Annotated in this window: 18 protein-coding genes; 6 read left to right on the plus strand and 12 right to left on the minus strand. The window is 68.2% G+C overall.

The window, feature by feature from the left end; translation table 11 throughout:
• The coding region (locus tag CJ301_RS16915; RefSeq protein ID WP_162620593.1) for a PilZ domain-containing protein at window positions 1-519 on the plus strand (519 nt) is incomplete at its 5' end.
• Window positions 520-641: 122 nt separating this feature from the next.
• Here CJ301_RS16915 and CJ301_RS16920 read toward each other — a convergent pair.
• From CJ301_RS16920 to CJ301_RS16935, 4 genes are all read right to left on the minus strand, one after another.
• The gene (locus tag CJ301_RS16920) at window positions 642-875 is read right to left on the minus strand and encodes an acyl carrier protein (protein WP_017929475.1); all 234 of its coding nucleotides are present in this window, start codon (window positions 873-875) and stop codon (window positions 642-644) included.
• A 193-nt stretch (window positions 876-1,068) separates the two neighbouring features.
• Window positions 1,069-1,806 carry a 3-oxoacyl-[acyl-carrier-protein] reductase gene (gene fabG, locus CJ301_RS16925; protein ID WP_099278538.1) on the minus strand — a complete coding sequence of 246 codons (738 nt, stop codon included), beginning with the start codon at window positions 1,804-1,806 and terminating at the stop codon, window positions 1,069-1,071.
• A gap of 111 nt (window positions 1,807-1,917) precedes the next feature.
• Window positions 1,918-2,844, minus strand: coding sequence for an ACP S-malonyltransferase (fabD, locus tag CJ301_RS16930; protein ID WP_099278539.1), 927 nt, complete (start codon window positions 2,842-2,844; stop codon window positions 1,918-1,920).
• 72 nt (window positions 2,845-2,916) lie between these two features.
• On the minus strand, window positions 2,917-3,549 hold the full coding sequence (locus CJ301_RS16935) for a hypothetical protein (protein WP_162620594.1): 633 nt from the start codon (window positions 3,547-3,549) through the stop codon (window positions 2,917-2,919).
• Between the two features lie 189 nt (window positions 3,550-3,738).
• Here CJ301_RS16935 and rpsF point away from each other — a divergent pair, with 189 nt between their 5' ends.
• The 3 genes from rpsF to rplI are packed head-to-tail and all read left to right on the plus strand — an operon-like array spanning window position 3,739 to window position 4,941.
• Entirely contained in the window at window positions 3,739-4,092 is a 354-nt protein-coding gene (rpsF, locus tag CJ301_RS16940; protein WP_017929479.1) for a 30S ribosomal protein S6, read from the plus strand.
• Between the two features lie 24 nt (window positions 4,093-4,116).
• Window positions 4,117-4,344 carry a 30S ribosomal protein S18 gene (rpsR, locus tag CJ301_RS16945; RefSeq protein ID WP_017929480.1) on the plus strand — a complete coding sequence of 76 codons (228 nt, stop codon included), beginning with the start codon at window positions 4,117-4,119 and terminating at the stop codon, window positions 4,342-4,344.
• Window positions 4,345-4,356: 12 nt separating this feature from the next.
• Window positions 4,357-4,941, plus strand: coding sequence for a 50S ribosomal protein L9 (rplI, locus tag CJ301_RS16950; RefSeq protein ID WP_099278541.1), 585 nt, complete (start codon window positions 4,357-4,359; stop codon window positions 4,939-4,941).
• A gap of 129 nt (window positions 4,942-5,070) precedes the next feature.
• On the opposite strand, the gene CJ301_RS16955 is transcribed toward rplI, so the two are convergent.
• Together CJ301_RS16955 and CJ301_RS16960 are read right to left on the minus strand one after the other, a co-directional pair.
• Complete coding sequence (locus tag CJ301_RS16955) at window positions 5,071-6,042, minus strand: ABC transporter substrate-binding protein (RefSeq protein ID WP_254050190.1); 972 nt, start codon at window positions 6,040-6,042, stop codon at window positions 5,071-5,073.
• Between the two features lie 126 nt (window positions 6,043-6,168).
• Window positions 6,169-6,726: a sugar O-acetyltransferase gene (locus CJ301_RS16960; protein WP_099278542.1), complete on the minus strand. Its 558-nt coding sequence runs from the start codon at window positions 6,724-6,726 to the stop codon at window positions 6,169-6,171.
• 169 nt (window positions 6,727-6,895) lie between these two features.
• Between CJ301_RS16960 and CJ301_RS16965 the strand changes: the two genes are divergently transcribed.
• Window positions 6,896-8,854 carry a bifunctional 2',3'-cyclic-nucleotide 2'-phosphodiesterase/3'-nucleotidase gene (locus CJ301_RS16965; protein WP_099278543.1) on the plus strand — a complete coding sequence of 653 codons (1,959 nt, stop codon included), beginning with the start codon at window positions 6,896-6,898 and terminating at the stop codon, window positions 8,852-8,854.
• A 38-nt stretch (window positions 8,855-8,892) separates the two neighbouring features.
• Here CJ301_RS16965 and CJ301_RS16970 read toward each other — a convergent pair whose 3' ends face one another.
• The 3 genes from CJ301_RS16970 to CJ301_RS16980 form a co-directional block, all read right to left on the minus strand.
• Window positions 8,893-13,158 carry a Hint domain-containing protein gene (locus tag CJ301_RS16970; RefSeq protein ID WP_099278544.1) on the minus strand — a complete coding sequence of 1,422 codons (4,266 nt, stop codon included), beginning with the start codon at window positions 13,156-13,158 and terminating at the stop codon, window positions 8,893-8,895.
• A 710-nt stretch (window positions 13,159-13,868) separates the two neighbouring features.
• The gene (locus CJ301_RS16975) at window positions 13,869-16,232 is read right to left on the minus strand and encodes a YbcC family protein (protein WP_099278545.1); all 2,364 of its coding nucleotides are present in this window, start codon (window positions 16,230-16,232) and stop codon (window positions 13,869-13,871) included.
• Complete coding sequence (locus CJ301_RS16980; RefSeq protein ID WP_099278546.1) at window positions 16,229-17,788, minus strand: proton-conducting transporter transmembrane domain-containing protein; 1,560 nt, start codon at window positions 17,786-17,788, stop codon at window positions 16,229-16,231. The genes CJ301_RS16975 and CJ301_RS16980 overlap by 4 nt, the downstream gene beginning before the upstream one ends.
• Before the next feature lie 99 nt (window positions 17,789-17,887).
• On the opposite strand from CJ301_RS16980, the gene CJ301_RS16985 reads away from it, so the two are divergent.
• Window positions 17,888-18,766 carry a LysR family transcriptional regulator gene (locus CJ301_RS16985; RefSeq protein ID WP_099278547.1) on the plus strand — a complete coding sequence of 293 codons (879 nt, stop codon included), beginning with the start codon at window positions 17,888-17,890 and terminating at the stop codon, window positions 18,764-18,766.
• 418 nt (window positions 18,767-19,184) lie between these two features.
• Here CJ301_RS16985 and CJ301_RS16990 read toward each other — a convergent pair whose 3' ends face one another.
• The 3 genes from CJ301_RS16990 to CJ301_RS18885 all read right to left on the minus strand — a co-directional run.
• Window positions 19,185-19,634: a hypothetical protein gene (locus CJ301_RS16990; RefSeq protein ID WP_099278548.1), complete on the minus strand. Its 450-nt coding sequence runs from the start codon at window positions 19,632-19,634 to the stop codon at window positions 19,185-19,187.
• Between the two features lie 156 nt (window positions 19,635-19,790).
• Complete coding sequence (locus tag CJ301_RS16995) at window positions 19,791-21,116, minus strand: plasmid recombination protein (protein WP_099278549.1); 1,326 nt, start codon at window positions 21,114-21,116, stop codon at window positions 19,791-19,793.
• A 101-nt stretch (window positions 21,117-21,217) separates the two neighbouring features.
• On the minus strand, window positions 21,218-21,862 hold a 645-nt coding region (locus tag CJ301_RS18885), incomplete at its 5' end, for a hypothetical protein (protein ID WP_216823326.1).

Below are 21,862 nucleotides of genomic sequence, written 5' to 3' on the forward strand. Positions count from 1 at the left end.
CGCGACCGCGCGCGGCTGGCCGCGCGTCTGGCCCGCCATGCCTGCCCTGTCGGGCCGGAGGCCGCGCGGGCGGCCGCGGATGAGGGGGCGGCCCAGCAGGCGGGCGGGCCGCAGGCCGGGCCGCGAATGCCGCAGATCGCCGGTTTCGCCGCCGTTGCGCTGGCGCTCGCCGCCATCGCGACACTGATGGCGGGCCGGATGCTGCGCCGCGCCAAGCGCCGGGGCAAGCGCCACGCCGTCAACCTCCCCGCCCGGATCCGCAGCGGCACCGCCGAAACCGAAACCCGGCTGGTCGATATCAGCCAGCAGGGCGCCAAGCTGCGCCTCGATGCGGGGTTCGAGCCCGCCGGGCTCAGGGGGGTGACGATCCTGCTGGGCGACCGGCGCATCGGCGCGACCGCGCGCTGGCGCAACAAGCACTATCTGGGCGTGCAGTTCCTGCGCCCCCTGCCAGAGGATGCGGTGGCCCCGATCCTCACCCAGACCGACCCGGAGGCGGGCGAGGCCCAGCCCGGCTGAAAGGGGACCGGATGAAGGGAGGGGTCGGATGAAGGGCGGGGAATCGAACGGGGCCGGAAAACGAAAACGGCACCCCGAGGGGTGCCGTTTCGCGTCCTGATCCGAAGATCGGACCGTCTAGATCACTGCGCTTCCTTGATGAAGCGGACCGCGTCGCCGAAGGTCTGGATGGTCTCGGCGGCATCGTCGGGGATCTCGATCCCGAACTCTTCCTCGAAGGCCATGACCAGCTCGACGGTGTCGAGGCTGTCGGCGCCCAGATCGTCGATGAACGAGGCGTTCTCGACGACCTTGTCCTCTTCGACACCCAGATGCTCAACAACGATCTTGCGCACGCGGTCGGCGACGTCGCTCATAACAGTTCCTCACGTCTTTCCGGCCCCTGTCGGGCCTTTTCACTGCTTGCCCCAGAGGGCGGCTTGATGTGCCCGCTCGGGCCGCTGACCGACAGGCGCCAAAAGCGCCATGATCGGCAAATCACGGGGTCATGTAGCAGAGATTCCGGAAGGCGCAAACGCTTTCGCCCCTTTCCCTGCACGGAACGCCCTGTCAGAGCATCGCCATGCCGCCATTGACATGCAGCGTCGCCCCGGTGACGTAGCCGGCCTCGGCGCTGGAGAGGTAGAGCACCGCCGAGGCGATCTCCTCGGGCGTGCCCATCCGGCCCGCCGGGATCTGCCCCAGGATGCCCGATTTCTGCTCCTCGTTGAGCTTGTCGGTCATCGCCGTCTCGATGAAGCCCGGGGCCACGCAGTTCACGGTGATGCCGCGCCCCGCCACCTCGTGGGCGATGGATTTCGACATGCCGACCAGCCCCGCCTTGGCGGCGGCGTAGTTGGCCTGGCCGGGATTGCCGGTGGCGCCGACGATCGAGGTGATGTTGACGATCCGGCCCCAGCGCGCCTTCATCATCGGCCGCACCACGCCCTTGCACAGCCGCATGGTCGAGGTGAGGTTGACCTCGAGCACCTGCGCCCAGTCCTCCTCGGACATGCGCATGAAGAGGTTGTCGCGGGTGATGCCGGCATTGTTGACGAGGATGTCGAGCCCGCCCATCGCCTCGATCGCCTGTTTGGGCAGGGCGTTCACCGCCTCGGCGTCGCTGAGGTTGCACGGCAGCACATGGGCGCGCTCGCCCAAGGATGCGGCCAGCTCCTCGAGCGGCGCGGTGCGGGTGCCAGACAGCCCCACCGTCGCGCCCGCGCCGTGCAGCGCGGTGGCGATGGCGCCGCCGATGCCGCCAGAGGCGCCGGTGACGAGGGCGCGTTTCCCGGTCAGATCGAACATGTGTGGTCTCCTGCGTAATCCGTTGGCCAAGGGTCTAGCAGCCGGGGCGCGCCCGGGCCATGCCCCGCGCGCATCATTGCGCGCAAGGCTTGGTCCGGGTCAGGGGCCGGTTCAGCCCTTGGCCGCCGCGACCTCTTCGGGCGTGCCGATGGTGCGGGTGGCGGTGCCCTTGGCGATGCGGCGGATCATGCCGGTGAGCGCCTTGCCCGCGCCGATCTCCCAGAACTCGGTGACGCCCTCGCCCGCCATGTACTCCACGCTTTCGCGCCAGCGCACCGCGCCGGTGACCTGATCGACCAGCAGGCTGCGGATCGCCGCCGGGTCGCTGACCGCGGCGGCGCGCACATTGGCCACCACCGGCACCGCCGGTTCGCGGATCTCGACCCCTTCGAGCGCCTCGGCCATGGCGCGCGCGGCCGGCGCCATCAGCGCGCAATGAAACGGAGCGCTGACCGGCAGGAGGATCGCGCGCTTGGCGCCCTTCGCCTTGGCGATGTCGAGCGCCCGCTCGACCGCGGCGCGGCTGCCCGAGATCACCACCTGGGAGGGGTCGTTGTCATTGGCGGCCTGGCAGGTCTCGCCCTGCGCCGCCTCCTCGGCCACGGCGCGCGCGCCCGCGAGATCGAGGCCCAGAAGCGCGGCCATCGCGCCCTCGCCCACCGGCACCGCGGCTTGCATCGCCTCGCCGCGCAGGCGCAAAAGCCGCGCCGTGTCGTCGAGCCGGAGCGATCCGGCGGCGCAGAGCGCGGAGTATTCGCCCAAGGAGTGACCGGCCACGAAGGCCGCGTCGGTGACGGCGACGCCTTCGGATTTCAGCGCCTCCATGGCGGCGATCGAGGTGGCCATCAACGCCGGCTGGGCGTTGCGGGTGAGGGTCAGCTCGTCGATCTCGCCCTCGAAGATCAGGCCGGAGAGTTTTTCGCCGAGCGCGGCGTCGACCTCGTCGAACACCGCGCGGGCCGCGGGATAGGCCTCGGCCAGCGCCCGGCCCATGCCGATGGTCTGCGATCCCTGCCCCGGAAAAACGAATGCGCGCATGGCCCTGCTCCCTTGTGATGCGGTGCGTCGGGCTCTCGCATAGCGGCTCGGATGCGCCGCGACAAGAAAGCCTCAGCCCGCGCGGCGAAACAGCGGCACGCCGCGCCGGGCCGAAAGGCCGAGATCGGCCTCGATGCGCTGCGCCAGCGCGGAGATGACATGCAGCTCGCCCTGCGCCACGCGGATCGAGAGATTCTCGCCCGACAGGCGCAGCTCGGCGCGCAGCGTCATGCGGCGCGGATCGCGGTGATCGCGGATCTCGGTGGCGCGGAACTCGTCGAAGCGCCAGCTCGCCACCTGCTCGATGCGCCCGCCGGGGCGGCGCAGCACCTCGCGCACCAGCTGCCGCTCGGTGTCGAAATGCAATTCGCTGCGGCTGCCCAGCCCGGCGAGGCAGACGAGCCCGCCGCCCAGCACCACCGCCACCGCCAGCTTGATCCAGAGCGCCGCGTCGCCCGGCGCGCCCAGCGGCGACAGCCAGATCGCCCCGGCCGCCGCCGTCACGCCGAAGGCGAAGGCCCAGACCGCCAGCAGCCCCAGCGCCAGAGCCCGCCCCCCGCCGAGCCACAGCCGAGAACCAGGGGGGCGCGCGCGCTGCGGGTGCTGAGGATTGCGGTCATCTCGACGATCTCCGGCCTGTACATTTGGATAGGTCCAATCCTTCGCAGGGATATGGGCAGGATTGTGACCGACTGCGGGCCTCATGCCGTCTTTCACGACGTTGGGGCGTTTTTTCGTGTCGCTGCGTCGCTCGGCTTGCGGCGCGGCGCGATCTCTGTATAAGGCCGCATCCTTCCGCGCTATCGCATGAACCGCGCAGCCTCTCGTGAACGGGGAGCGGAAGGCCAAGGCCCCGTTCTATGAAATGCGCCCGGAAACCGAACTGGAGAACGCATGCCGCTTTACGAGCATGTCTTCATCGCGCGTCAGGACCTGTCCAACGCGCAGGCCGAAAGCCTGGTCGAGCATTTCTCGACCGTCCTCGCCGACAATGGCGGCAAGGTGCTCGAGAACGAGTACTGGGGCGTCAAGACGATGGCCTACAAGATCAACAAGAACCGCAAGGGCCACTATGCCTTCCTGCGTTCGGACGCGCCGTCGCCCGCCGTGCAGGAAATGGAGCGCCTGATGCGCCTGCATGACGACGTGATGCGCGTTCTGACCATCAAGGTCGACGAGCATCAGGAGGGCCCCTCGGTCCAGATGCAGAAGCGCGAAGAGCGCGGCGACCGCCGCGAGCGTCGCTGATCGCCTCCAGGAAAGGATAAGAGAATGGCCACCAAACCGTTTTTCCGTCGCCGCAAGACCGACCCCTTCGAGGGCGAGAACGCGCCGAAGATCGACTACAAGGACACGCGTCTGCTGCAGCGCTACATCTCCGAGCGCGGCAAGATCGTGCCCTCGCGCATCACCGCCGTCGGCTCCAAGAACCAGCGCAAGCTCGCCCAGGCGATCAAGCGCGCGCGGTTCCTGGCGCTGCTGCCCTACGCCGTGAAATAAGGAGACCGACAAATGGACGTGATCCTTCTGGAACGTGTGGCCAAGCTTGGCCAGATGGGCGAAATCGTGAAGGTCAAGGACGGCTACGCCCGTAACTTCCTTCTGCCGCAGGGCAAGGCGCTGCGCGCCAACGACACCAACAAGGCCCGCTTCGAGGACCAGAAAGCCCAGCTCGAGGCGCAGAACCTCGAGTCGCGCAAAGAGGCCGAGAAGATGGCCGAGAAGCTCGACGGGCAGCAGTTCGTCGTGATCCGCTCGGCCTCCGATGGCGGCGCGCTCTACGGCTCGGTCACCACCCGTGACGTTGCCGAAGCCGCCACCGCCGACGGCTTCACCGTCGACCGCAAGCAGGTCGTGCTGCGCGGTGCGATCAAGGAGCTGGGTCTCTACGAGGTGACCGTGGTGCTGCACCCCGAGGTGGACGCCACCATCGAGGTCAACGTCGCCCGCTCGCCCGAAGAGGCCGAGCTGCAGGCGTCGGGCAAGTCGATCCAGGACCTGGCCGCGGAAGAGGAAGCCGCAGCCGAGTTCGAGATCCAGGGCCTGTTCGACGACATCGGCGGCGCCGCCAGCGACGACGAGGGCCAGGAAAGCTGATCCCGGCTTTCAGGGTTTCGACAACGGCAAAGGGCCGCATCGCAGGATGCGGCCCTTTTTCGTGCGGTGCGGGGCTTCGTGCCCCAAGGCCGGGAGCGATCGCGCCCCCGGCCCCGCCATGCCGCGGCGTTAGCCGCCCAGCAGCTTCGACAGCCGCGCCCGCGCGTCGTCATTGAGCCACTGCGACCAGGTCTCCTTGTTGTTTTGCAGGAAGTAGACGGCGGTCTCCTCGGTGCTGGCCCGGGTCTCGCCCTTCCAGGCCAGGAGCGCGCTCATCTCGTCGGTGTCGAAGCTGATATTGCTCAGCAGCTCGGCCACCTCGGGGTTCTTTTCCACGAAGTCGGTCGTGGCGACCGTGTAGACGAAGCTCGGCGGATAGGCGCTGGGCCGGGGGTTGGCGACGTCGGCGTCGAGATTGGCCTCATGCGCCTCGATGTCCACCGGGCCGATATCGACCTTGGTCATGTCGAAGCGCCCCATGATCGCCGTCGGCTCCCAGTAGTAGCCGAACCACGGCTCGCGCGCCTCGTAGGCCGCGCTCAGCGACGCGGCGAGGGTTTCGCCGCCGCCATGGTCGAACACCTCGATCCCGGCCTCCTCGAGCCCGTAGGCGCGGGCGATGTTGCGGTTGATGATGCTGCACACCCAGCCGCCATCGGGGCAGTTGTTGAACCGGTTGCCGACCAGCTCGGGGTTCTCGAGGATGCCCTGGATGGTGGTCAGCTCGGGGTGCTCCTCGGCGAGATAGGTCGGAATCCACCACGCCTCGACCCCGCCCGGATCGAGCACCTTGGTCAGGTCGGTGATCACCCCGTCGGCCTTCAGCTTGTCATAGGCTTCGCCGGCGGAGTTGACCCAAAGCTCGGTGACGATGTCGGGCTCGCCGTTCTCGGCCAGCGAGGCCAGCGCCGGAATGGTGTCGGAGGGCACGCGCGTCACGTCGCAGCCATAGCCCTGCTCCATCAGGAACGAGGCGATCTCGGTGGTGATGATGGCCGAGGCGAAGGTCATCTCGGTGATGCTCACCTCGCCGCACTCTTCGGCGGCGGCAAAGCCGGGGGCGGCGGTGGTGGCGGTGGCGAGGGCCGCGATCGAAGCCATGCGCTTCATCATGATGAAGTCTCTCCTGGTTGCGTATCTTGCTCTTGTGACCGCTACATAACGCATGACCGCGCCAGTTGGAATGAAACCTTCGAAAGACCGCCCCCCGCCGCTCGCGCCTGCGCCTCAGCCCCGGCGCGGCAAGTCCCGCGCCGGGTTGCCCCCCACCGTCGCCCCCGCCGCCACGTCGCGCGTCACCACCGCGCCCGCGCCGATGATCGCGTCGTCACCCACGCTCACGCCGGGCATCAGAAGCGCGCCGCCGCCGATCCAGACATTGGCGCCGATGCGGATCGGCCGCCCGAATTCCAGCCCCTCGCGCCGCGCCTCCGCCCCCCTCGGATGGTCGGGCGTCAGGATCTGCACGCCGGGGCCGATCTGGGTCAGATCGCCGATCGAGATTTCGACCACGTCGAGCAGCACGCAGTTGAAGTTGAGAAACACGCCCGCGCCGAGCCGGATGTTCATGCCGTAATCGCAAAAGAACGGCGGCCGGATCACCGCGCCCTCGCCCACATGCGCCATGATCTGCGCGAGCTTGGCGTGCCGCTCGGCCACCGGGGCTGTCGACATGGCGTTGTATTCGGCCATCCAGGCCTTGGCCCGCCAGGCCAGCGCCTGAAGCTCCGCATCGCCGGCGCGGTAAAGCTCGCCCGCCAGCATCTTCTCTTTCTCGCTGCGCATCTGTCCTCCCCCTTGGCCCTGCGCCATTGAGCGCAGCGCGGGCGCTGCGCGTCCAGCCGCTTTCCGTGACGGCAGCGCGCGAAAGGTCATTGGGTTGTGACATGGAGCCGTTAATCTGCCTCGCATGACACGGGGGGCGGAACGACCCCCGCCACCAGGGAGACCACCAATGGCACTGATCCTGAACCGCCGCGGCTTTCTTGCCGGAAGCTCGGCCATGATCGCGCTGCACCCCTTTTCGGTGCGCGCGCAGTCCAACCAGGCGCATCTGCGCATCATGGAGACGACGGACATCCATGTTCACGTCTATCCGTACGACTATTACGCCGACAAGCAGATCGACACGGTCGGCCTTGCCCGCACCGCCAGCCTGATCGAGGACATCCGCGCCGAGGCGACGAACTCGGTGCTGTTCGACAATGGCGACTTCCTGCAGGGCAACCCGATGGGCGACTACATCGCCTATGAGCGCGGCATGCCCGAGGGCGCGATGCACCCGGTGATCGAGGCGATGAACACGCTTGGCTTCGACGCCTCGACGCTCGGCAATCACGAGTTCAACTACGGGCTGGAGTTCCTGATGAACTCGGTCTCGGGCGCGGCCTTCCCGATCGTCTCCTCGAACGTGGCGACCAAGGCGGGCGAGACCATCACCGAGGACGAGACGCTGGTGCCGCCCTACACCATCCTCGACCGCGAGATCACCGATGGCGCGGGCGAGACGCACCAGATCAGGATCGGCGTGATCGGCTTCGTGCCGCCGCAGATCATGAACTGGGACCGCAAGCATCTCGAAGGCCGCGTCGTGCCGCGCGACATCGTGCGGGCCGCCGAGGCCTATGTCCCGAAGATGAAGGAGGAAGGCGCGCAGATCGTCGTGGCGCTGGCCCATAGCGGCATCGGCCCGGTGGAGCACACCGAAGGCATGGAGAACGCCGCCATTCCGCTGGCGGGCGTCGAGGGGATCGACGTGGTGCTCACCGGCCACAGCCACCTCGTCTTCCCCGGTCCCGATTACGAAGACCATGCGGGCGTCGATGTCGAGGCCGGCACGATCGGCGGCAAACCGGGCGTGATGGCGGGCTTCTGGGGCTCCCATATGGGCCTTGTCGATCTGATGCTGGAGCGCGACGGCGAGGGCTGGCGCGTGGCGGGATCGGAGGTCGAGGCGCGTCCGATCTACGAGCGCGGCGAAGACCGCTCGATCACGCCGCTGGTCGAGAGCTTCGAGCCGGTGCTGGAGTCGGTCGCCGAGGAGCACCAGGAGACGCTCGACTACGTGCGCCGCGCCGTGGGCAAGACCGACGCGCCGCTGCACAGCTACTTCGCGCTGGTGGCCGACGACCCTTCGGTGCAGATCGTCTCGAACGCCCAGCGCTGGTATATCGAGCAGATGCTGGCGGGCACCGAGCATGAGGGCCTGCCGATCCTGTCGGCGGCGGCACCGTTCAAGGCGGGTGGCCGCGGCGGGCCGGATTATTACACCGACGTGCCGACAGGCGACGTGGCGATCAAGAACGTGGCCGATCTCTACCTCTATCCCAACACGGTGCGCGCGGTGCGGGTGACCGGGGCTGAGGTCAAGAACTGGCTGGAGCGTTCGGCGGGGATGTTCAACCAGATCGAGAAGGGCGAGGAGGATCAGGTCCTTCTGAACGACAGCTTCCCCTCCTACAATTTCGACGTGATCGACGGGGTGACCTACGAGATCGACCTCTCGGAGCCGGCGATGTTCGACCGCGAGGGCGCGGTGGTGAACCCCGACACCAACCGCATCAAGAACCTGCAATTCGAAGGCCAGCCGATCGACCCGGAGCAGGAGTTCATCATCGCCACCAACAACTACCGCGCCACGGGCGGCGGCTCCTTCCCCGGCGCGGACGGCTCGACCATCGTGTTCGAGGCGCCCGACACCAACCGCGACGTGATCGTGCGCTACATCGTCGAGCAGGGCACGATCAGCCCCTCGGCGGATGCCAACTGGCATTTCACGCCGATGGACGGCACCACCGTGCTGTTCGACACCGGCCCGTCGGCGGCCAATTACCTCAACGATGTCAGGGGCGTGCAGATCGCGCCCGCGGGCGACGGGCCGGATGGCTTCGCCCGCTTCGTGATCCGGCTCTGAGGAAAGGGGCGCGGGGGGGATATCCCCCGCGCCGCATCTCAGGCGAAAAGCGCCTTCGCCTCATGCGCGCGCAAGGTGGGCCGGGCCGAGGGGCCCCAATTGTCGGGCATGGCCCGCAGCCCCGGGCAGGTGTCGAGCAGCCGCGCGCGCGAGGCATCGTCGAGCCCGAGTATGCCGCGCAGCCCGGGCTGGAAGCTTTCGGTCGCGGCCCCCTCGGCCATGACGATCTCATGCGCGTCGAAGAGCAGGTGCACATAGGTCACCTCGCCGCCCTCCTCCACCGTCACGTCGCGCCCGTCGACGAGATGGCGCGCGGCGATCAGCACCTCCTCCTCGCCGAAGAGAAGCTGCGCGCGGTAGCCCTCGAACAGCATCCGGTGCTGCGGCGAAACCAGAAGATCGCGCTCCAGCCCCGGCAGCACGCCCGGGCGCAGCCGGATCGGCGCGCAATTGCCCGTCGCGGCGGTGCGGCGGCTGCCGGTCCAGCGCAGCGGCCGCGGCCCGTGATCGCGGGTCAGCACCAGATCGCCCACCGCCAGATCCCCGGCCCGGCGCGGCCCGAAGGGGGTGGCGATGCGGGTGTCGGCGGTAAAGCAGATCACCCGCTCCATCTGGCTGAACCGCATGGTCGAGCCATTGTCCATCAGCACCGAGCCCGACCAGCCATCGGGGCCCTTGGTCATGTCGAGCGTCTCCAGCCGCGAGGTCGAGCGCAGGTCGAGCGTGTCGAAGCCCTTGCCGCCGGTGACGGTGGTGTCGGGCGTGTCGGTCTCGCCCTCGTCGTCGAAGAGGAACAGGTCGTCGCCCGCGCCGCCCTCCGCCGTGTCGCCATGCGCGATATGGATGCGGTCGTCGCCCGCGCCGCCCTCGATCCGGTCGCTGCCGCGCCCGCCGGTGATCGTGTCGTGGCCCGCATCGCCGTGCAGCGCATCGTCGCCCGCGCCGCCGGTGAGGCTGTCATCGCCGCCGCCGCCCGAGAGCGTGGTGCCCGAGCGGGAGGCCCCGGCATCCATGCGGTCGGCCTGCGCGCTGCCCTCGATCGCCTCGATGTTCTTGAAGCGCGCCCCATCCGTGCCGGAGACGAGGCGGCCCGCCTCGTCGCCGCTATAGGTGACGTCGATCCCCGAGGAGAGCGCGCCCGCGTCGATCACGTCGCGATCACCGCCGCCGGCATCCTCGCCGCCGTCGATGCTGTCCTCGCCGAAGCCGTCGGCCAGCGCGAAGCGGTCCGAGCCCTGCCCGCCGAAAAGCGCGTCATTGCCCGCATCGCCATGCAGCGCATCGTCGCCCGCATCGCCGTGCAGCGCATCGTCGCCCGCGCCGCCGAACAGCGTGTCGTCACCCGCGCCGCCATGCGCCTCGTCGTCGCCCGCCCCGGCCATGATCAGGTCGTCATCGCCGCCGGGGATGGCGATGGAATCACCGCCATCGACCCGCTCGCCCTCGGGGTCGCCCATGTAGCCCGCGTCGATCAGATCGTCGCCGGCGCTGCCGTCGATCGTGCCGTCGGGCCGGGGGATGCCCATGGCGGCCAGCGCGGCGGGGCCAAGGACCGCCGCCGGGGCCACCCCGACGAGGGTCAGCGTCTCGCCGTTCGGAAAGGCCAGCCGCGCATTGCCCGCGCCGTCATCGCTCACCGTCACGTCGTCGGTGTTGATCCTGAAGCCATCGGCATCGGTCATGTCCGAGACGTCGATCAGGTCCTTGGCGGTGTAGCTGCCATCGGCCTCCTGCGTGGGCGCCTCGAAGCCGATCACCCGGTCGTCGCCCGAGCCATCGGCGAGACGCAGCGTCTCGGTGCCCGCGCCGAGGCGGAGATTTTCGATCTCGCCATAGGTCCAGGTGCCGGTGCCGTCGGTGATGCTGCCGCTTTCGGCATCGGCATCCGACAGGTCGAGCCTGTAGTCGCGCACCGGGCTCGAATGGGTGGCGCCATGGGCGAAGCGGTGCGAGGCGCCGAGGTCGATGGTGTCGCCCGCCACCTCGCCGGTCTCGCCGCCGAGGATGGTCGCGTCGTCGAAATCGGCGCTGGGCATGAAGAGATCGTCGCCGCCGCCGCCATGGGCGGTGTCGTGCGAGGCGATGCCGTCATCGGTCATCCCGCCGGTGGCGATCACGTCGTCGCCCTCGCCGCCGCTGATCCTGTCGCTGCCATGGCCGCCGGCGATCTCGTCATCGCCCGCGCCGCCCTCGATCGCGTCGTCGCCGGCCTCGCCATAGAGCAGGTCGTCGCCCGCACCGCCCCGGACCGTGTCGTTGCCCGCGCCGGCATCGACCCAGTCGGTGGCGGCCCCCATCATGATGGTGTCATGGCCGTCTTCGCCGAGGATGATGTTGCGGCTGGCGGTTTCGGTGTCGGCGCGGTCGTCGACGACGTCGTCGCCCGCCCCGCCGAACACCGTGTCCGAACCGGCGCCGGTCTCGATATGGTCGTTGCCCGCGCCGCCATAGATCCGGTCGTTCCCGGCATCGCCATGAATGGTATCGTCGCCCGCCTCGCCATGAAGCGTGTCCTTGCCCGCGCCGCCATGGATGGTGTCGTGGCCGGTGCCACCCGAGACCCTGTCATCGGCCGCCCCGGCCCAGACCTCATCATTGCCCGCCCCGGCGGCGATGATGTCCTCGTCGCCCGTGGTCGAGCCGTAGACGGCGTCGTCGGAATCGACGCGGTCGCCATCCTCATCGGCCCAGCCGGGCGTCATCACGTCATCGCCCGAGGTGCCGTGGACGATGCCGTCCGACGAGGGAATGCCCATCGCGATCAGCGCGCGCGGGCTGTCGATCTCGCCGGCGGGAACCCCGACGAGGCGCAGGCTCTCGCCATTGGGAAAGCTCAGGATCGAATCCGCGGCATCGTCGGGCGCGGCGATGACCGTGACATCCCAGATGTTGACCGCCTGGCCTTTGGCGTCGTGCAGCCCCGAGACGTCGACCCGATCGCGCCCGGTCCAGCTGCCATCGGCATTCTCGACCGGGGCCTCGAAGTTGAACACGACATCGTCGCCGCCGCCATCGGACAGGACCACCGTGTCGGTCTCGCCGGGCCGGGGCCCGAGATCGACCCTGTCGTCGCCCGATCCGCCATCGAGCCGGTCCTCGCCCGCCCCTCCGAGCAGCTTGTCATCGCCCGCGCCGCCGAAGATCGCGTCGGCGCCGGTGCCGCCGTCGATATGGTCCTCGCCCGCGCCGCCCGAAAGGCTGTCATCGCCCGCGCCGCCGGTGATCCTGTCGTCGCCCGCGCCACCCTCGATGCGGTCCTCGCCCGCGCCGCCCGAAAGGCTGTCCGCGCCCGAACCGCCCCTGATCTTGTCGTCGCCCCCCCGCCCCGAGACCGCCATGCCGGAGGAGACGGCGGAGGCGTCGATGCTGTCGGACTGCTCGCTGGCCTCGATCCGCTCGATCTCCTCGAAGCGCGCGGTGCTGCCGCCCTGTCGGATGGCGCCGGTTTCGGCGGCCTTGTAGGTGATCTCGACGCCGCGGCTCAGCCCGGTGAGGTCGATCCGGTCGGTGTCGGTGTCGAACCGGCTGGTGCCGCCATCGATGACGTCATTGCCGAAATCATCCTCGAAGACGAAGAGATCGTCGCCCTCGTCGCCCTGCAGCGTGTCGGCGCCGCGACCGCCATGGATGGTGTCGTTGCCCGCCCCGCCCGCGACGTGATCGTCGCCATCGCCGCCATGGAGGCGGTCCGCGCCGCCATTGCCGCGAAGGGTGTCGTCGCCCGCCCCGCCATGAAGAACGTCATCGCCATCGCCGCCGGTGAGCCTGTCATCGCCGCGGCCGCCATGAGAGGTGTGGCTTCCCCCGCCCTGGGCGATCTTGTCATCGCCCGCGCCGCCATAGACCGTCGCGCCCTCCCTGTCGGTTTCCTCAAGGTGGTCATCGCCCGCGAAATCGTCATAGGAGACCTCTCCCGCCGTCGCATCCTCGCGGGCGATGACGGTGAGATGGGTTCCGGGGGCGGGCGGCGGGTCCTGGAAGACGTAGAAGTCCTCGCCCGTGCCCTCCACCTCGAGCTCGTACATGATGTATTGATGGCCCGCCTCGTCCTGAAGCGTGTAGACCTCGTCGAGATAGACATGGCCCGATCCCGCATGCGCGTCGCCGCGCCGGATCGACACGGTCTGGCTGCGGTCGTCGCTCACCCCCCCGGAGACGGTGTCGCCCGACATGCGGCCGTCATCGTCTTCGACCCGGAAGCGATGCGTCGTGGCGCCCGGAACGGTGAAGCTTTGCCCGGTATTGATGGCGTGCGTGCTTACCAGATCCTGTTCGGTGAAGCCCGAGAAGAGATAGATCGCCATGTGTGAGCTCCCGCCGCTGATCGTCGCGGCCAATGGACCGCCCGATTGCGGAGGCAGTAAGGCAAACTCTGGACCGAGCGGGGAAGATCGCCTCAACGGCGCGGCAAGCGGCGCGCGCCAGACCCACAGCCCCCAGAACGCCAGCGCCAGCCACGGCCCGAAGGCGGTGCGCCGCCCCCGCGCCGCGCCAGCGCCGTGCAGATCCCGTATCGCGCGTCGGGCCACCGACAGCCTCCGGTTTGCCCGGGGGCTGCTTGGCCTCGACCGCCCCGGACAATGGAAAGGCCACGAGACGGCGGCCCTGCATTCGCCGCTTCGCTGCTTGAAAACGCGAGCGTCCGAAACCGGTGTATCCGGCCGAGCGCCCCTGGCTGAAAGGCAAGCTGCGGTCGATGACGGCACAGAAGTTCATCGAGGCAGGAATAGCGTCCATTCCTCGACAAGGCGCGGAGGAGACGAGCCGCTCCGCTCTCCATGCACTTGCTCTCCGAAGCGCGCGATCCGTTCGGCCGGGAGCCGGCCCGGCCTGTGGAGCATGACCGACGTCCTTTACGGGGCGCATGGCGCGGCGGGGCCGCCTGCGCGTGGTCTTCGACGCGCTGGCAGAGGGGTTCGGGGCCTGAGACCGGCTGTCGGGCCCCTGCCCCCCTCCGCCGGGGCCGCCTTGCAGGGTCGTCAGCAGAGTGACCGCCCGGAGAGATCCGGCACGCTCATGCCGCCGCGCGAAAGGCTGCCTCGCCCACCGGCCGGGCCGCCCAGGCCCCGTCTTCGTAGCGGCGCAGGCCAGCCCCGGCGCTGTCCAGCGCCAGCAGCGTCAGCCAGCCATTGTCGAACAGCGCCCGCACCTCCGGCCGACGGTCGAGCACGCGCGAGATCATCTCTTCCGGCGCCTCCACCGCCACCACCAGCCGGCTCGGCACATGCCGCGGCGCTTCGCCGTCATGCACCGATTGCCATGGCAGGCCCACGCGCAGCGGCCCGCCATTGCCTTCCAGCACCCCGATGCCGCCGACGACGTTGTGCAAAAGCTTGTTGCCCGCGCCGAAGGTCTCGGGCGCGACGGCCGAGCCGTGGTATTGCAGGGCGATCCAGCTGGCGACGACGACCGGCGCGCTGAGGATCAGCTCCAGCGTCGCGGCGTCCTCGTCCCGGTGCCAGTCGTAATCGTGCAAAAAGACCGCGCCGCCGAGATCACGCCCGGCGGTCCGCGCCCGCGGCGCGGCGACGAAGCCGCGGCAACCGGCAAGCCCCCATTCCGGCCGCACCTCAGACCAGTCCTGGCCCCGATGGGCCAGAGCCGCTTCCGACCCGCGCGGCAGGCTCTGCGCGCGCTCCGTCCGGCTCATGAGCCCCGCCTTGGAAAGGGCGGTGCGCAGACGCTCGGCCTCGGCCCGGTGGCTCTCGGGCAGCGTCTCGTCGAACAGGCGGACCGTGTCGGACACCGTGTCGTGCAGACCGGCGAGGAAGCGCGTCCCCTCGGGGATCGCGATCCCCTTTGCCCGCAACCCGGCCCGCACATCGGGCTCGTTCAGCAGCCCCGCCAGAAGCCGGGCGTTGACGTCACCGGCATGGCCGCCGCAGGCGCCGCATTGCAGCGCGCTGGCATGGGGGGCGTTGGTGACCGTCGCGCCGTGCCCGCAGACCAGCACCAGAGGGGCGAAACCCTCGGTGAGCGACATCGCCCGCAGCACGGCTTCGGCCGCCGCGATCCGTTCGCCCGGCGGCAGGTCGAGCATGGGCGCCGGATCGCTCCGCGACGGCGTCTTGAGGCCGAGACCGTCGCGCAGCAGCTTGCCGACATAGAGCGGCCCCGCCGCCTCGACGAAGGCGAAGGCCGAGACCGCCGCGCGCTTGAACCGGCCCCAGGCGCGGCTGGTCCGCAGCCGGACGCGTTCCTCCGCATCGCGGCCAGGCTCGCCTGCCGCGCGGGTCTCGATTCCGGGGCTCAGCAGCACCGGGGCGCGCGCCTCGACGATGTCCGAGGCGTGGCCGCGATGGCCGATGGGAAGGCCGAAGAACCCGGCGAAGCCGATGGTGCGGATCAGCGGATCGGAGGCCTCGAGCGCGCGGCGCAGGCGCTCGGAGCGCACGTCGATGCAGAACGCCGCCTGGATCGCCGGGGGCGTATCGGCATCCGTCCCTGCCTTTTGCGCGAGCTGGGCCGAAAGCCGCCGCTCCGCGCTGCGGTCATGGGCGTCCTGAAGCGCGGCATCGAGCGCCGTCTCCCGGTCGATCTCGACCGGCAGCGCGCACTCCGCGCGCGCGCGCTCCCATGCTTGCGCGGGGGCCTTGCCCGTCTCCAGAAGCGCCACTTCCCATGTCAGCCGGATCGTCAGAAGCTCGAACAGCGTGCTGTCGCGGCCGCCGTCGCGCTCCGCGGTCCAGCCGAGATGGCGGGCATATTGCGCCCAGCCGGAAAGGGTCACCAGCAGCCGGTGGAAGTAGAGCGGTGCGGCCTCAGTTGTCAGGCCAAGGGCCGCGCAGCTTTGGGCAAAGGCCGCGCGCGGATCGGCGGGCATGGCCGCCACCCGCGCCGCGAAGCCCGGCAGGCCCGCGATCTCCGGCGTCAGGTCGCGGCTGGCGAAGCCGCGCCATGCGGCCCAGGCGCCGCTGACGGGCGCCGGCCAGAAAGCCTGTCCGCGGTCGAACTGCCCCGCGGCCCAGAGGCCGATCCGCTCCTCCACCAGCGCGGGCCAGTCGATGCCGTCGGCCCTCTGCGCGAGATCGGCCAGCGTGGCCAGCACCGCAGGCGCGGGCGCGTCAAAGGTCGCGGCGCGGCGCAGATCCTGCGGCGCGAGCCCCTGCGCCGTGGCGGCCGCGGCGATGTCCTTTGCCGCGATATCGCCCGTCTCGATCATCGCGGCCACCGCCTCGCGCGGCAGGAACATGCGGCCCCCGCCGAGCCGGGCCAGCCGGGCGGCCGCGAGGCTGCGATCCTCGCCCGCCTGCCCCAGCCAGGGGTTGACCGCGACGGTGGCGTCGAGCGGAAAGGCCGGCGGGATCTGCTGCATGGCCTCTTCCGCTAGGGCGAAGAGTTCGAGGGTCTGGCCGGGCCAGCTCATTTGCGCGTTCATTGCGTCGCTCCGGTGTGGGAGGTCCAGCGGCCCGACAGCCGCTCGAGGATGGCGTTGATGTAGAGGCCGTTCATCAAATGCACCCGAAGCCCGGCGGCGACGGGATGCCCCGCCCAGAGCGGGAAGGTCGTCTGCGCCACGGCGGCGACGGCAAAGCTCGCCAGCGCGAGGGCGATCGTCGCCCAGATCAGCCCGTCGGGCGACGGCGGGGCCGGCAGGGTGCCGACGGCGGCCCAGCTCGCCCCCTGTTGCAGGGCGAAATAGGCGATTGTCGCCAAAACCGAGAGCCCGACCGTCCGCCAGGCCAGCGCGCGGGGCGCCTGGTCCGCCAGCCCTTGGGCGATCAGATAGACCACGCCGAAGATCAGGATCGCGCCCAGGGCCACGGTCTGCGGCGGCTTGGACAGGATGCCGAAACCCAGCCCGACGAGGAGGTAGAGCGCGAGGGCGAGGCCGAAGGCCCGCGCCACGGAGGCAAGGCCGGGCACCGCGACCGGCCCGGGCCGGCGGGTGGCCGAAACCTCGTTCACCGCTCCGCCGGAGGCGAGGAAGGCATGCGCCTTGTAGAGCGAATGCGCCACGATGTGCAGCAGCGCCAGCGGGAACAGCGCCAGCCCGCATTGCAGCACCATGAACCCCATCTGCGCGCAGGTGGACCACGCCAAGGAGGTCTTCACCGCCGGCTGCGTCAGCGCCACCGCGGCACCGATGAGGGCGCTGAACCCGCCCACCAGCGCCAGCACCGCCAACACCCCCGGCGCCGCGACCAGCACATCGGCAAAGCGGATCAGCACGAAGCCGCCCGCATTCACCACCCCCGCATGCAGCAGGGCCGAGACGGGGGTGGGCGCTTCCATCACCTCGGTCAGCCAGCCATGGGTCGGCACCAGCGCCGATTTGAAGATCGCCGCGATCGCGATCAGCAGCGCCGCCAGCCACAAGAGCGACGGCCCCTCGCCCGCCTGCGCCGCGGCATTGATCGCGGCGATGTCGGAGGTGCCGTAGCCCGCGACGAGGATGCCGCCGGCGATCAGCAGCGCGGCGCTCGCCACGATCCCGCTCAGCGCCTTCTTCCGCGCCGCCCGACGCGCCCGCGGCCGCTCGGGGTAGAACAGGAGCAGCTGATGCAGGGTAAAGCCGGTGGCGACCCAGCCCAGAACCAGCTGCACGATATTGCCCGCCCCGACCAGGAGCAGCACGCAGGCGATTGTCGCGGCCATCCAGCCCATGAAGGCCGGCTGACGCGCCTCACCGTCGAGCGCCACGCGCGAAAAGCGCAACACCGCCCAGCCGACGAAGGCGACCGTCAGCGTCATCGCCACGCTGACGATATCGCTGCGCACCGAGAGGCCGATCGAGGCGATGCCGAACAGCGGGCTCGTCGACGGCCCCGCCACGGCGAGCTGAATGGCGGCGAGTGCGGCCACCGCCAGCGCGGCGAGCGCTGCGATCTCGGGCAGGCGAAGACGCCAGCTGCCGCGGGCGGGTGGGAAAAGCCGCATCGCGAGGGCCGCGGCGGCCAAGACGAGCGGGGGCATCAGGAGCAGGGAACTCATCGAAATCCTCCGGGGGTGGAATTTCGACCCACGTAAAGCCGGAGCGGCCTGAATAAAAATTCATTGTCTGGATCAGATCGTTCGGTTTAATAGAACGCCATGCGGCTCAACTATCACCATCTGCGCTATTTTCAGGAGGTTGCCCGCGAGGGGAACCTGACCCGCGCGGCGGCCCGGCTGAACCTGTCGCAATCGGCGCTCTCGACGCAGATCCGCCAGCTGGAGGAGCGGTTGGGCCATGCGCTGTTCGAGCGCACCGGCCGGGCGATGCTGCTGACCGAGGCGGGGCGGATCGCGCTCGACCATGCCGAGCGCATCTTCGCCGTCGGCGACGACCTCGTGGCCACGCTCAGCGAGGGCGGCGCGGCGCAGGCGCCGCTGCGGGTCGGCGCGCTGTCGACGCTGTCGCGCAATTTCCAGCTTCGCTTTTTGCGCCCGGCGCTGGCCTCCGATGCCGAGCTGGTCCTGTCCTCGGGCGGCAGCCTGTCGCTGCTGCGCGCGCTGGAGGATCTCGCGCTCGACGTGGTGCTGCTGACCGACCCGCCGCCGCGCGACAATTTTCCGACCCTCGTCGCGCATCGGATCGCCGAGCAGTCGGTCGGCATCCATGGCACCTCTCACCGCCTTTCGCATGGCACGCTGGCGGAGCTTCTGGCATCCGAGCCGGTCATCCTGCCGACCGAAAGCTCGATCCGCACCGGCTTCGACAGCCTCGTCGCCCGGCTGGGCGTCACGCCGCGGATCGCCGCGATCGTGGACGACATGGCGATGGTCAGGCTTCTGGCGCGCAGCGATCTCGGACTCGCGATCACCCCGGCCGTCGTGCTCGCGGACGAGCTGGCGCAGGGCTTGCTCGCAAGCGCGCCGTTCCCGCTCGACATCGTCGAAAGCTTCTACGCCGTCACCGCGCAGCGAACCTTTCCGCATCCGCTGCTGGAAAGGCTCATTGGGCCGCTTGCGGACCATAGGGATGGTTGATGCTTGCGCGCTGCGTTGAAGCTGCGAAGTTGGGTGCGCGAGCAGGCGTCGCCCCTGCGCCGGGGCTGTCGCCCGTCGAGACCTGAAACGCTCCACTGGAGCGTTTCCGAGCCGGTCTCGACCCTTCAGGTTATGAGCCTGACGAGCGCGCTGGCGATGGGGGTATTGGTTGCGGGAGCAGGATTTGAACCTGCGCCGGGGCTTTGCCCGTCGAGACCTGAAACGCTCCACCGGAGCGTTTCCGAGACGGTCTCGACCCTTCAGGTTATGAGCCTGACGAGCGCAATGGCGATGTGGGGTTTGGTTGCGGGAGCCCGGATTGGACTTTGGCGAAAACCACGGTTTTCGCTCCCGTCCTCCGGTAGGCGATGCTGCGGAGCCCGCTTGTATGCGGCCCCCGCCCGCAGATGGGTGCCGATCAGTTCGTCGGCCCCGCTTCGCGCAGCGTGCCATCGTCAGTCTTGCCATGCTCTTTCTGAAGCTTGATCTGCTCCATCCTTTCTGCTTCCTCGGCGGCGGCCTCCTCTTCATCGGCCTCAATATGCATCTCGTGGACGATCTCGGGGCGGAGCGGATGCGACGCGATCCGGCGCCGGTTGGCAGCCGTCGCCAGGCGCTCCAGGGCGAAGAAGAACGGCGCCAGCGCATCCTCGTCAAGCGCGGCAATGAAGTCGGGGATCGTGGTATTGATTGCCTTGGCGCGAAGGCGCGCCTCGTTGTTGGCCTTCTCTACCTTCTTCTTTGCCGAGCGCTGCATGATGGCCGCGATGCGCAGTGCGGCGGCCTCGTCGGGGATATCCTCGATTTGCATGCGCTTCTTGCGCGAGGTCTTCGAGGTGGCGAGTTTGGGGTCGAGAAACTTGGTCATGGTGTCGTCCTTTGATACGATCAGTGGGCCCCGATCCGACCCCGCATCAGGCGGCATCCTCTCGGGCTGGACGGTAGATTGCTCTGATGGATTTCGAGGAAGAGCGATTTTCGGAAGTTTTTTCGCACGCAAACGGTAAGTATCTGAATCAATTGATTACTTTTCCTCACACCCGTGGCTTCCTGGGCTCTGCCCGGCGGAAATTTCGTTCGGAGATGCCGCTTGGCCCCGCCCTTCCAGACGCCGCAAAATGCTCGGGATCGTGCGCCGGATCTTGGCGATGACGGAGCGCTTGTCGGGAGGCAGATGACGCGTCGCTTCGACTATCTTCTCGTCGGCCTCGGCGATCTCGGCAACTGCCTCGGCTACGCCGCGCTGCGCCACAGCCTCCGCTTCTGCGCGAGCATCGCCGAACATGCGTTGCCAAGCCTTGGCAAACACGCTGGCAGCTCGGGCAAAGCCGGTCGGTGAGCGTTCGCGCAATGCATCAAGCGACGGGCTCGAAGGGTCTGCCTGGGTAGGCGGCGGCGCCTCCTTCAGCGATGGTCCCTCGCTCTCAGAGTCAGCGACGAGCCCTCCGGCTGCGATCCCTTCCGCAACAGCCAGAACCGTTTCGGCTTCAGCTTCACGGGCCTCCACATGGGCCGTGCGCTCAGCCAGGGCCTTCTTCTCGGCGAGGATGCGCTGCTCTTGCTCGGCTCGCCATTTCCAGGTCTTCGCGTGGTATCGACGCTTTGGCGGTGTCGTCCCGTTGTCCCGAGCCTGCTTGATGGCAGCTGTCCGCCTCTCACCCCGAACGAGGCCGAGGTCGGCGAACCACTGCCCAACGCTGTCCTGCGCAGCCTCGTAGTCTTCGATCATCGGGTGGATCGACGGTTGCAGCATCCAACGCGTCGCCGAGGCCGTTGGCGTCTTGGCTTTCGGCTTGGCGATCTCCACCTTCGCTCGCGGCATGATCACGGCGTGGATGTGATAGGCGGCCTCGTCCCGGTCAGCGCGCGCATGGATCACATCATCGCCAAAATGCTCCTTCAGCCACGCCACGGCATATTCACCGAACGCCTTCTCCCTCTGGTTCTCGCTCTCACCGAAGAAGATCGACAGATCACCCGCGAACCAGTCTTTGTTTGCAGTCAGGATGACCTCACGCATTGGGCCATGGCGCGTCGGACGCCAAGGTTGCTTAGGCCCCTCGATGAGACGGCGCTCGATGTCCTTGCGCCGCTTCCGCTTCTCAAGTGCTCCGAGTTCGGCAGCGAAGTTCTTGGCAGCCATGCCGCGGATCTCGTCCAAGGCCCGAGCAGCCCAGTTGTCATCGCCGATCAGCAGAGGGTCGTTGAGTGGCGTGCGTGAGCGGTCGACATGGTTTAGGTCGCCGCCCTTCCGAAGCCGATGGGCCTCGTATCCTGCAAGGTGATGCGGGTAGAGTCCCTCGAACCGCAATACGATTGGAAAACATGTCTCAGCCTGCAAAGATTTCATCCTGACCTCCTTCGAAGAGGTCAGGACTTGGGCATTCTCTCGCAGAACAAAAAACTATTTAATTACAGAAGTTTGATGCGGCTACTAACCGAGGATAACAATTATACTATTCTAAGCAACCTCTCAGCGGGATCCTTAATATCTTTATCTGAACTCCATCTCGACGACGCATGTTGAGCTAGCGCACTGAGATCATGCTTCTGAGTTACGCTGACAGCCCCACCATTAGATAAATAGCCGATAGCCCCACGGATGGCCGCCGAGTAAGGGTGCTGCGTAGTCCGACCATTCTTTTGTTCAAGTGCGATAGCCTTGAGCAAAACTTCCACCCCTTCCGAAAAAGCGTGAGAACCCGTCGCAGCCATACTTTCGGCAACGGACATCAATACAGTCCCTAAAGTAGTGAGGCCGAAAGGATGCTCCTCAATTGCAACAGAGTAACGAGCTCTCTGCAAAGATTCTTCAAGATACTCCTTGCCCCGCGAACTCTCCGGATCTCTTCTCCATTTCTCAAGCATAAGCAGAGCAGCTTGTTCCCAAAACCTGGAATTCCAGCGCCAAACCTCACGAGATTTATCATAGAACTCCTCAGCCTCCCCCCCGAGAAACTTCTCAACAATATCGTCGAAGTCGAACAATCTACCAGCCAGCCTTGCGTCAGGAGTTCGCGCTCTAATAGTTTTTCTATTAACGAACGGCGCGAGCCCAAAGGATAGGTTAATAAATGCCTCTTTGACCAAGTTAGG

It is taken from the genome of Limimaricola cinnabarinus (assembly GCF_002723615.1).
GTDB classification, from domain to species: Bacteria; Pseudomonadota; Alphaproteobacteria; order Rhodobacterales; family Rhodobacteraceae; genus Limimaricola; species Limimaricola cinnabarinus_B.

Excerpts from the sequence above, each read along its gene's own strand:
- CJ301_RS16920 (WP_017929475.1), bottom strand. The coding sequence starts at position 875 with ATGAGCGACGTCGCCGACCGCGTGCGCAAGATCGTTGTTGAGCATCTG.
- fabG (WP_099278538.1), bottom strand. The coding sequence starts at position 1,806 with ATGTTCGATCTGACCGGGAAACGCGCCCTCGTCACCGGCGCCTCTGGC.
- fabD (WP_099278539.1), bottom strand. The coding sequence starts at position 2,844 with ATGCGCGCATTCGTTTTTCCGGGGCAGGGATCGCAGACCATCGGCATG.
- CJ301_RS16935 (WP_162620594.1), bottom strand. The coding sequence starts at position 3,549 with ATGAGGCCCGCAGTCGGTCACAATCCTGCCCATATCCCTGCGAAGGAT.
- rpsF (WP_017929479.1), top strand. The coding sequence starts at position 3,739 with ATGCCGCTTTACGAGCATGTCTTCATCGCGCGTCAGGACCTGTCCAAC.
- rpsR (WP_017929480.1), top strand. The coding sequence starts at position 4,117 with ATGGCCACCAAACCGTTTTTCCGTCGCCGCAAGACCGACCCCTTCGAG.
- rplI (WP_099278541.1), top strand. The coding sequence starts at position 4,357 with ATGGACGTGATCCTTCTGGAACGTGTGGCCAAGCTTGGCCAGATGGGC.
- CJ301_RS16955 (WP_254050190.1), bottom strand. The coding sequence starts at position 6,042 with ATGGCTTCGATCGCGGCCCTCGCCACCGCCACCACCGCCGCCCCCGGC.
- CJ301_RS16960 (WP_099278542.1), bottom strand. The coding sequence starts at position 6,726 with ATGCGCAGCGAGAAAGAGAAGATGCTGGCGGGCGAGCTTTACCGCGCC.
- CJ301_RS16965 (WP_099278543.1), top strand. The coding sequence starts at position 6,896 with ATGGCACTGATCCTGAACCGCCGCGGCTTTCTTGCCGGAAGCTCGGCC.
- CJ301_RS16970 (WP_099278544.1), bottom strand. The coding sequence starts at position 13,158 with ATGGCGATCTATCTCTTCTCGGGCTTCACCGAACAGGATCTGGTAAGC.
- CJ301_RS16975 (WP_099278545.1), bottom strand. The coding sequence starts at position 16,232 with ATGAACGCGCAAATGAGCTGGCCCGGCCAGACCCTCGAACTCTTCGCC.
- CJ301_RS16980 (WP_099278546.1), bottom strand. The coding sequence starts at position 17,788 with ATGAGTTCCCTGCTCCTGATGCCCCCGCTCGTCTTGGCCGCCGCGGCC.
- CJ301_RS16985 (WP_099278547.1), top strand. The coding sequence starts at position 17,888 with ATGCGGCTCAACTATCACCATCTGCGCTATTTTCAGGAGGTTGCCCGC.
- CJ301_RS16990 (WP_099278548.1), bottom strand. The coding sequence starts at position 19,634 with ATGACCAAGTTTCTCGACCCCAAACTCGCCACCTCGAAGACCTCGCGC.
- CJ301_RS16995 (WP_099278549.1), bottom strand. The coding sequence starts at position 21,116 with ATGAAATCTTTGCAGGCTGAGACATGTTTTCCAATCGTATTGCGGTTC.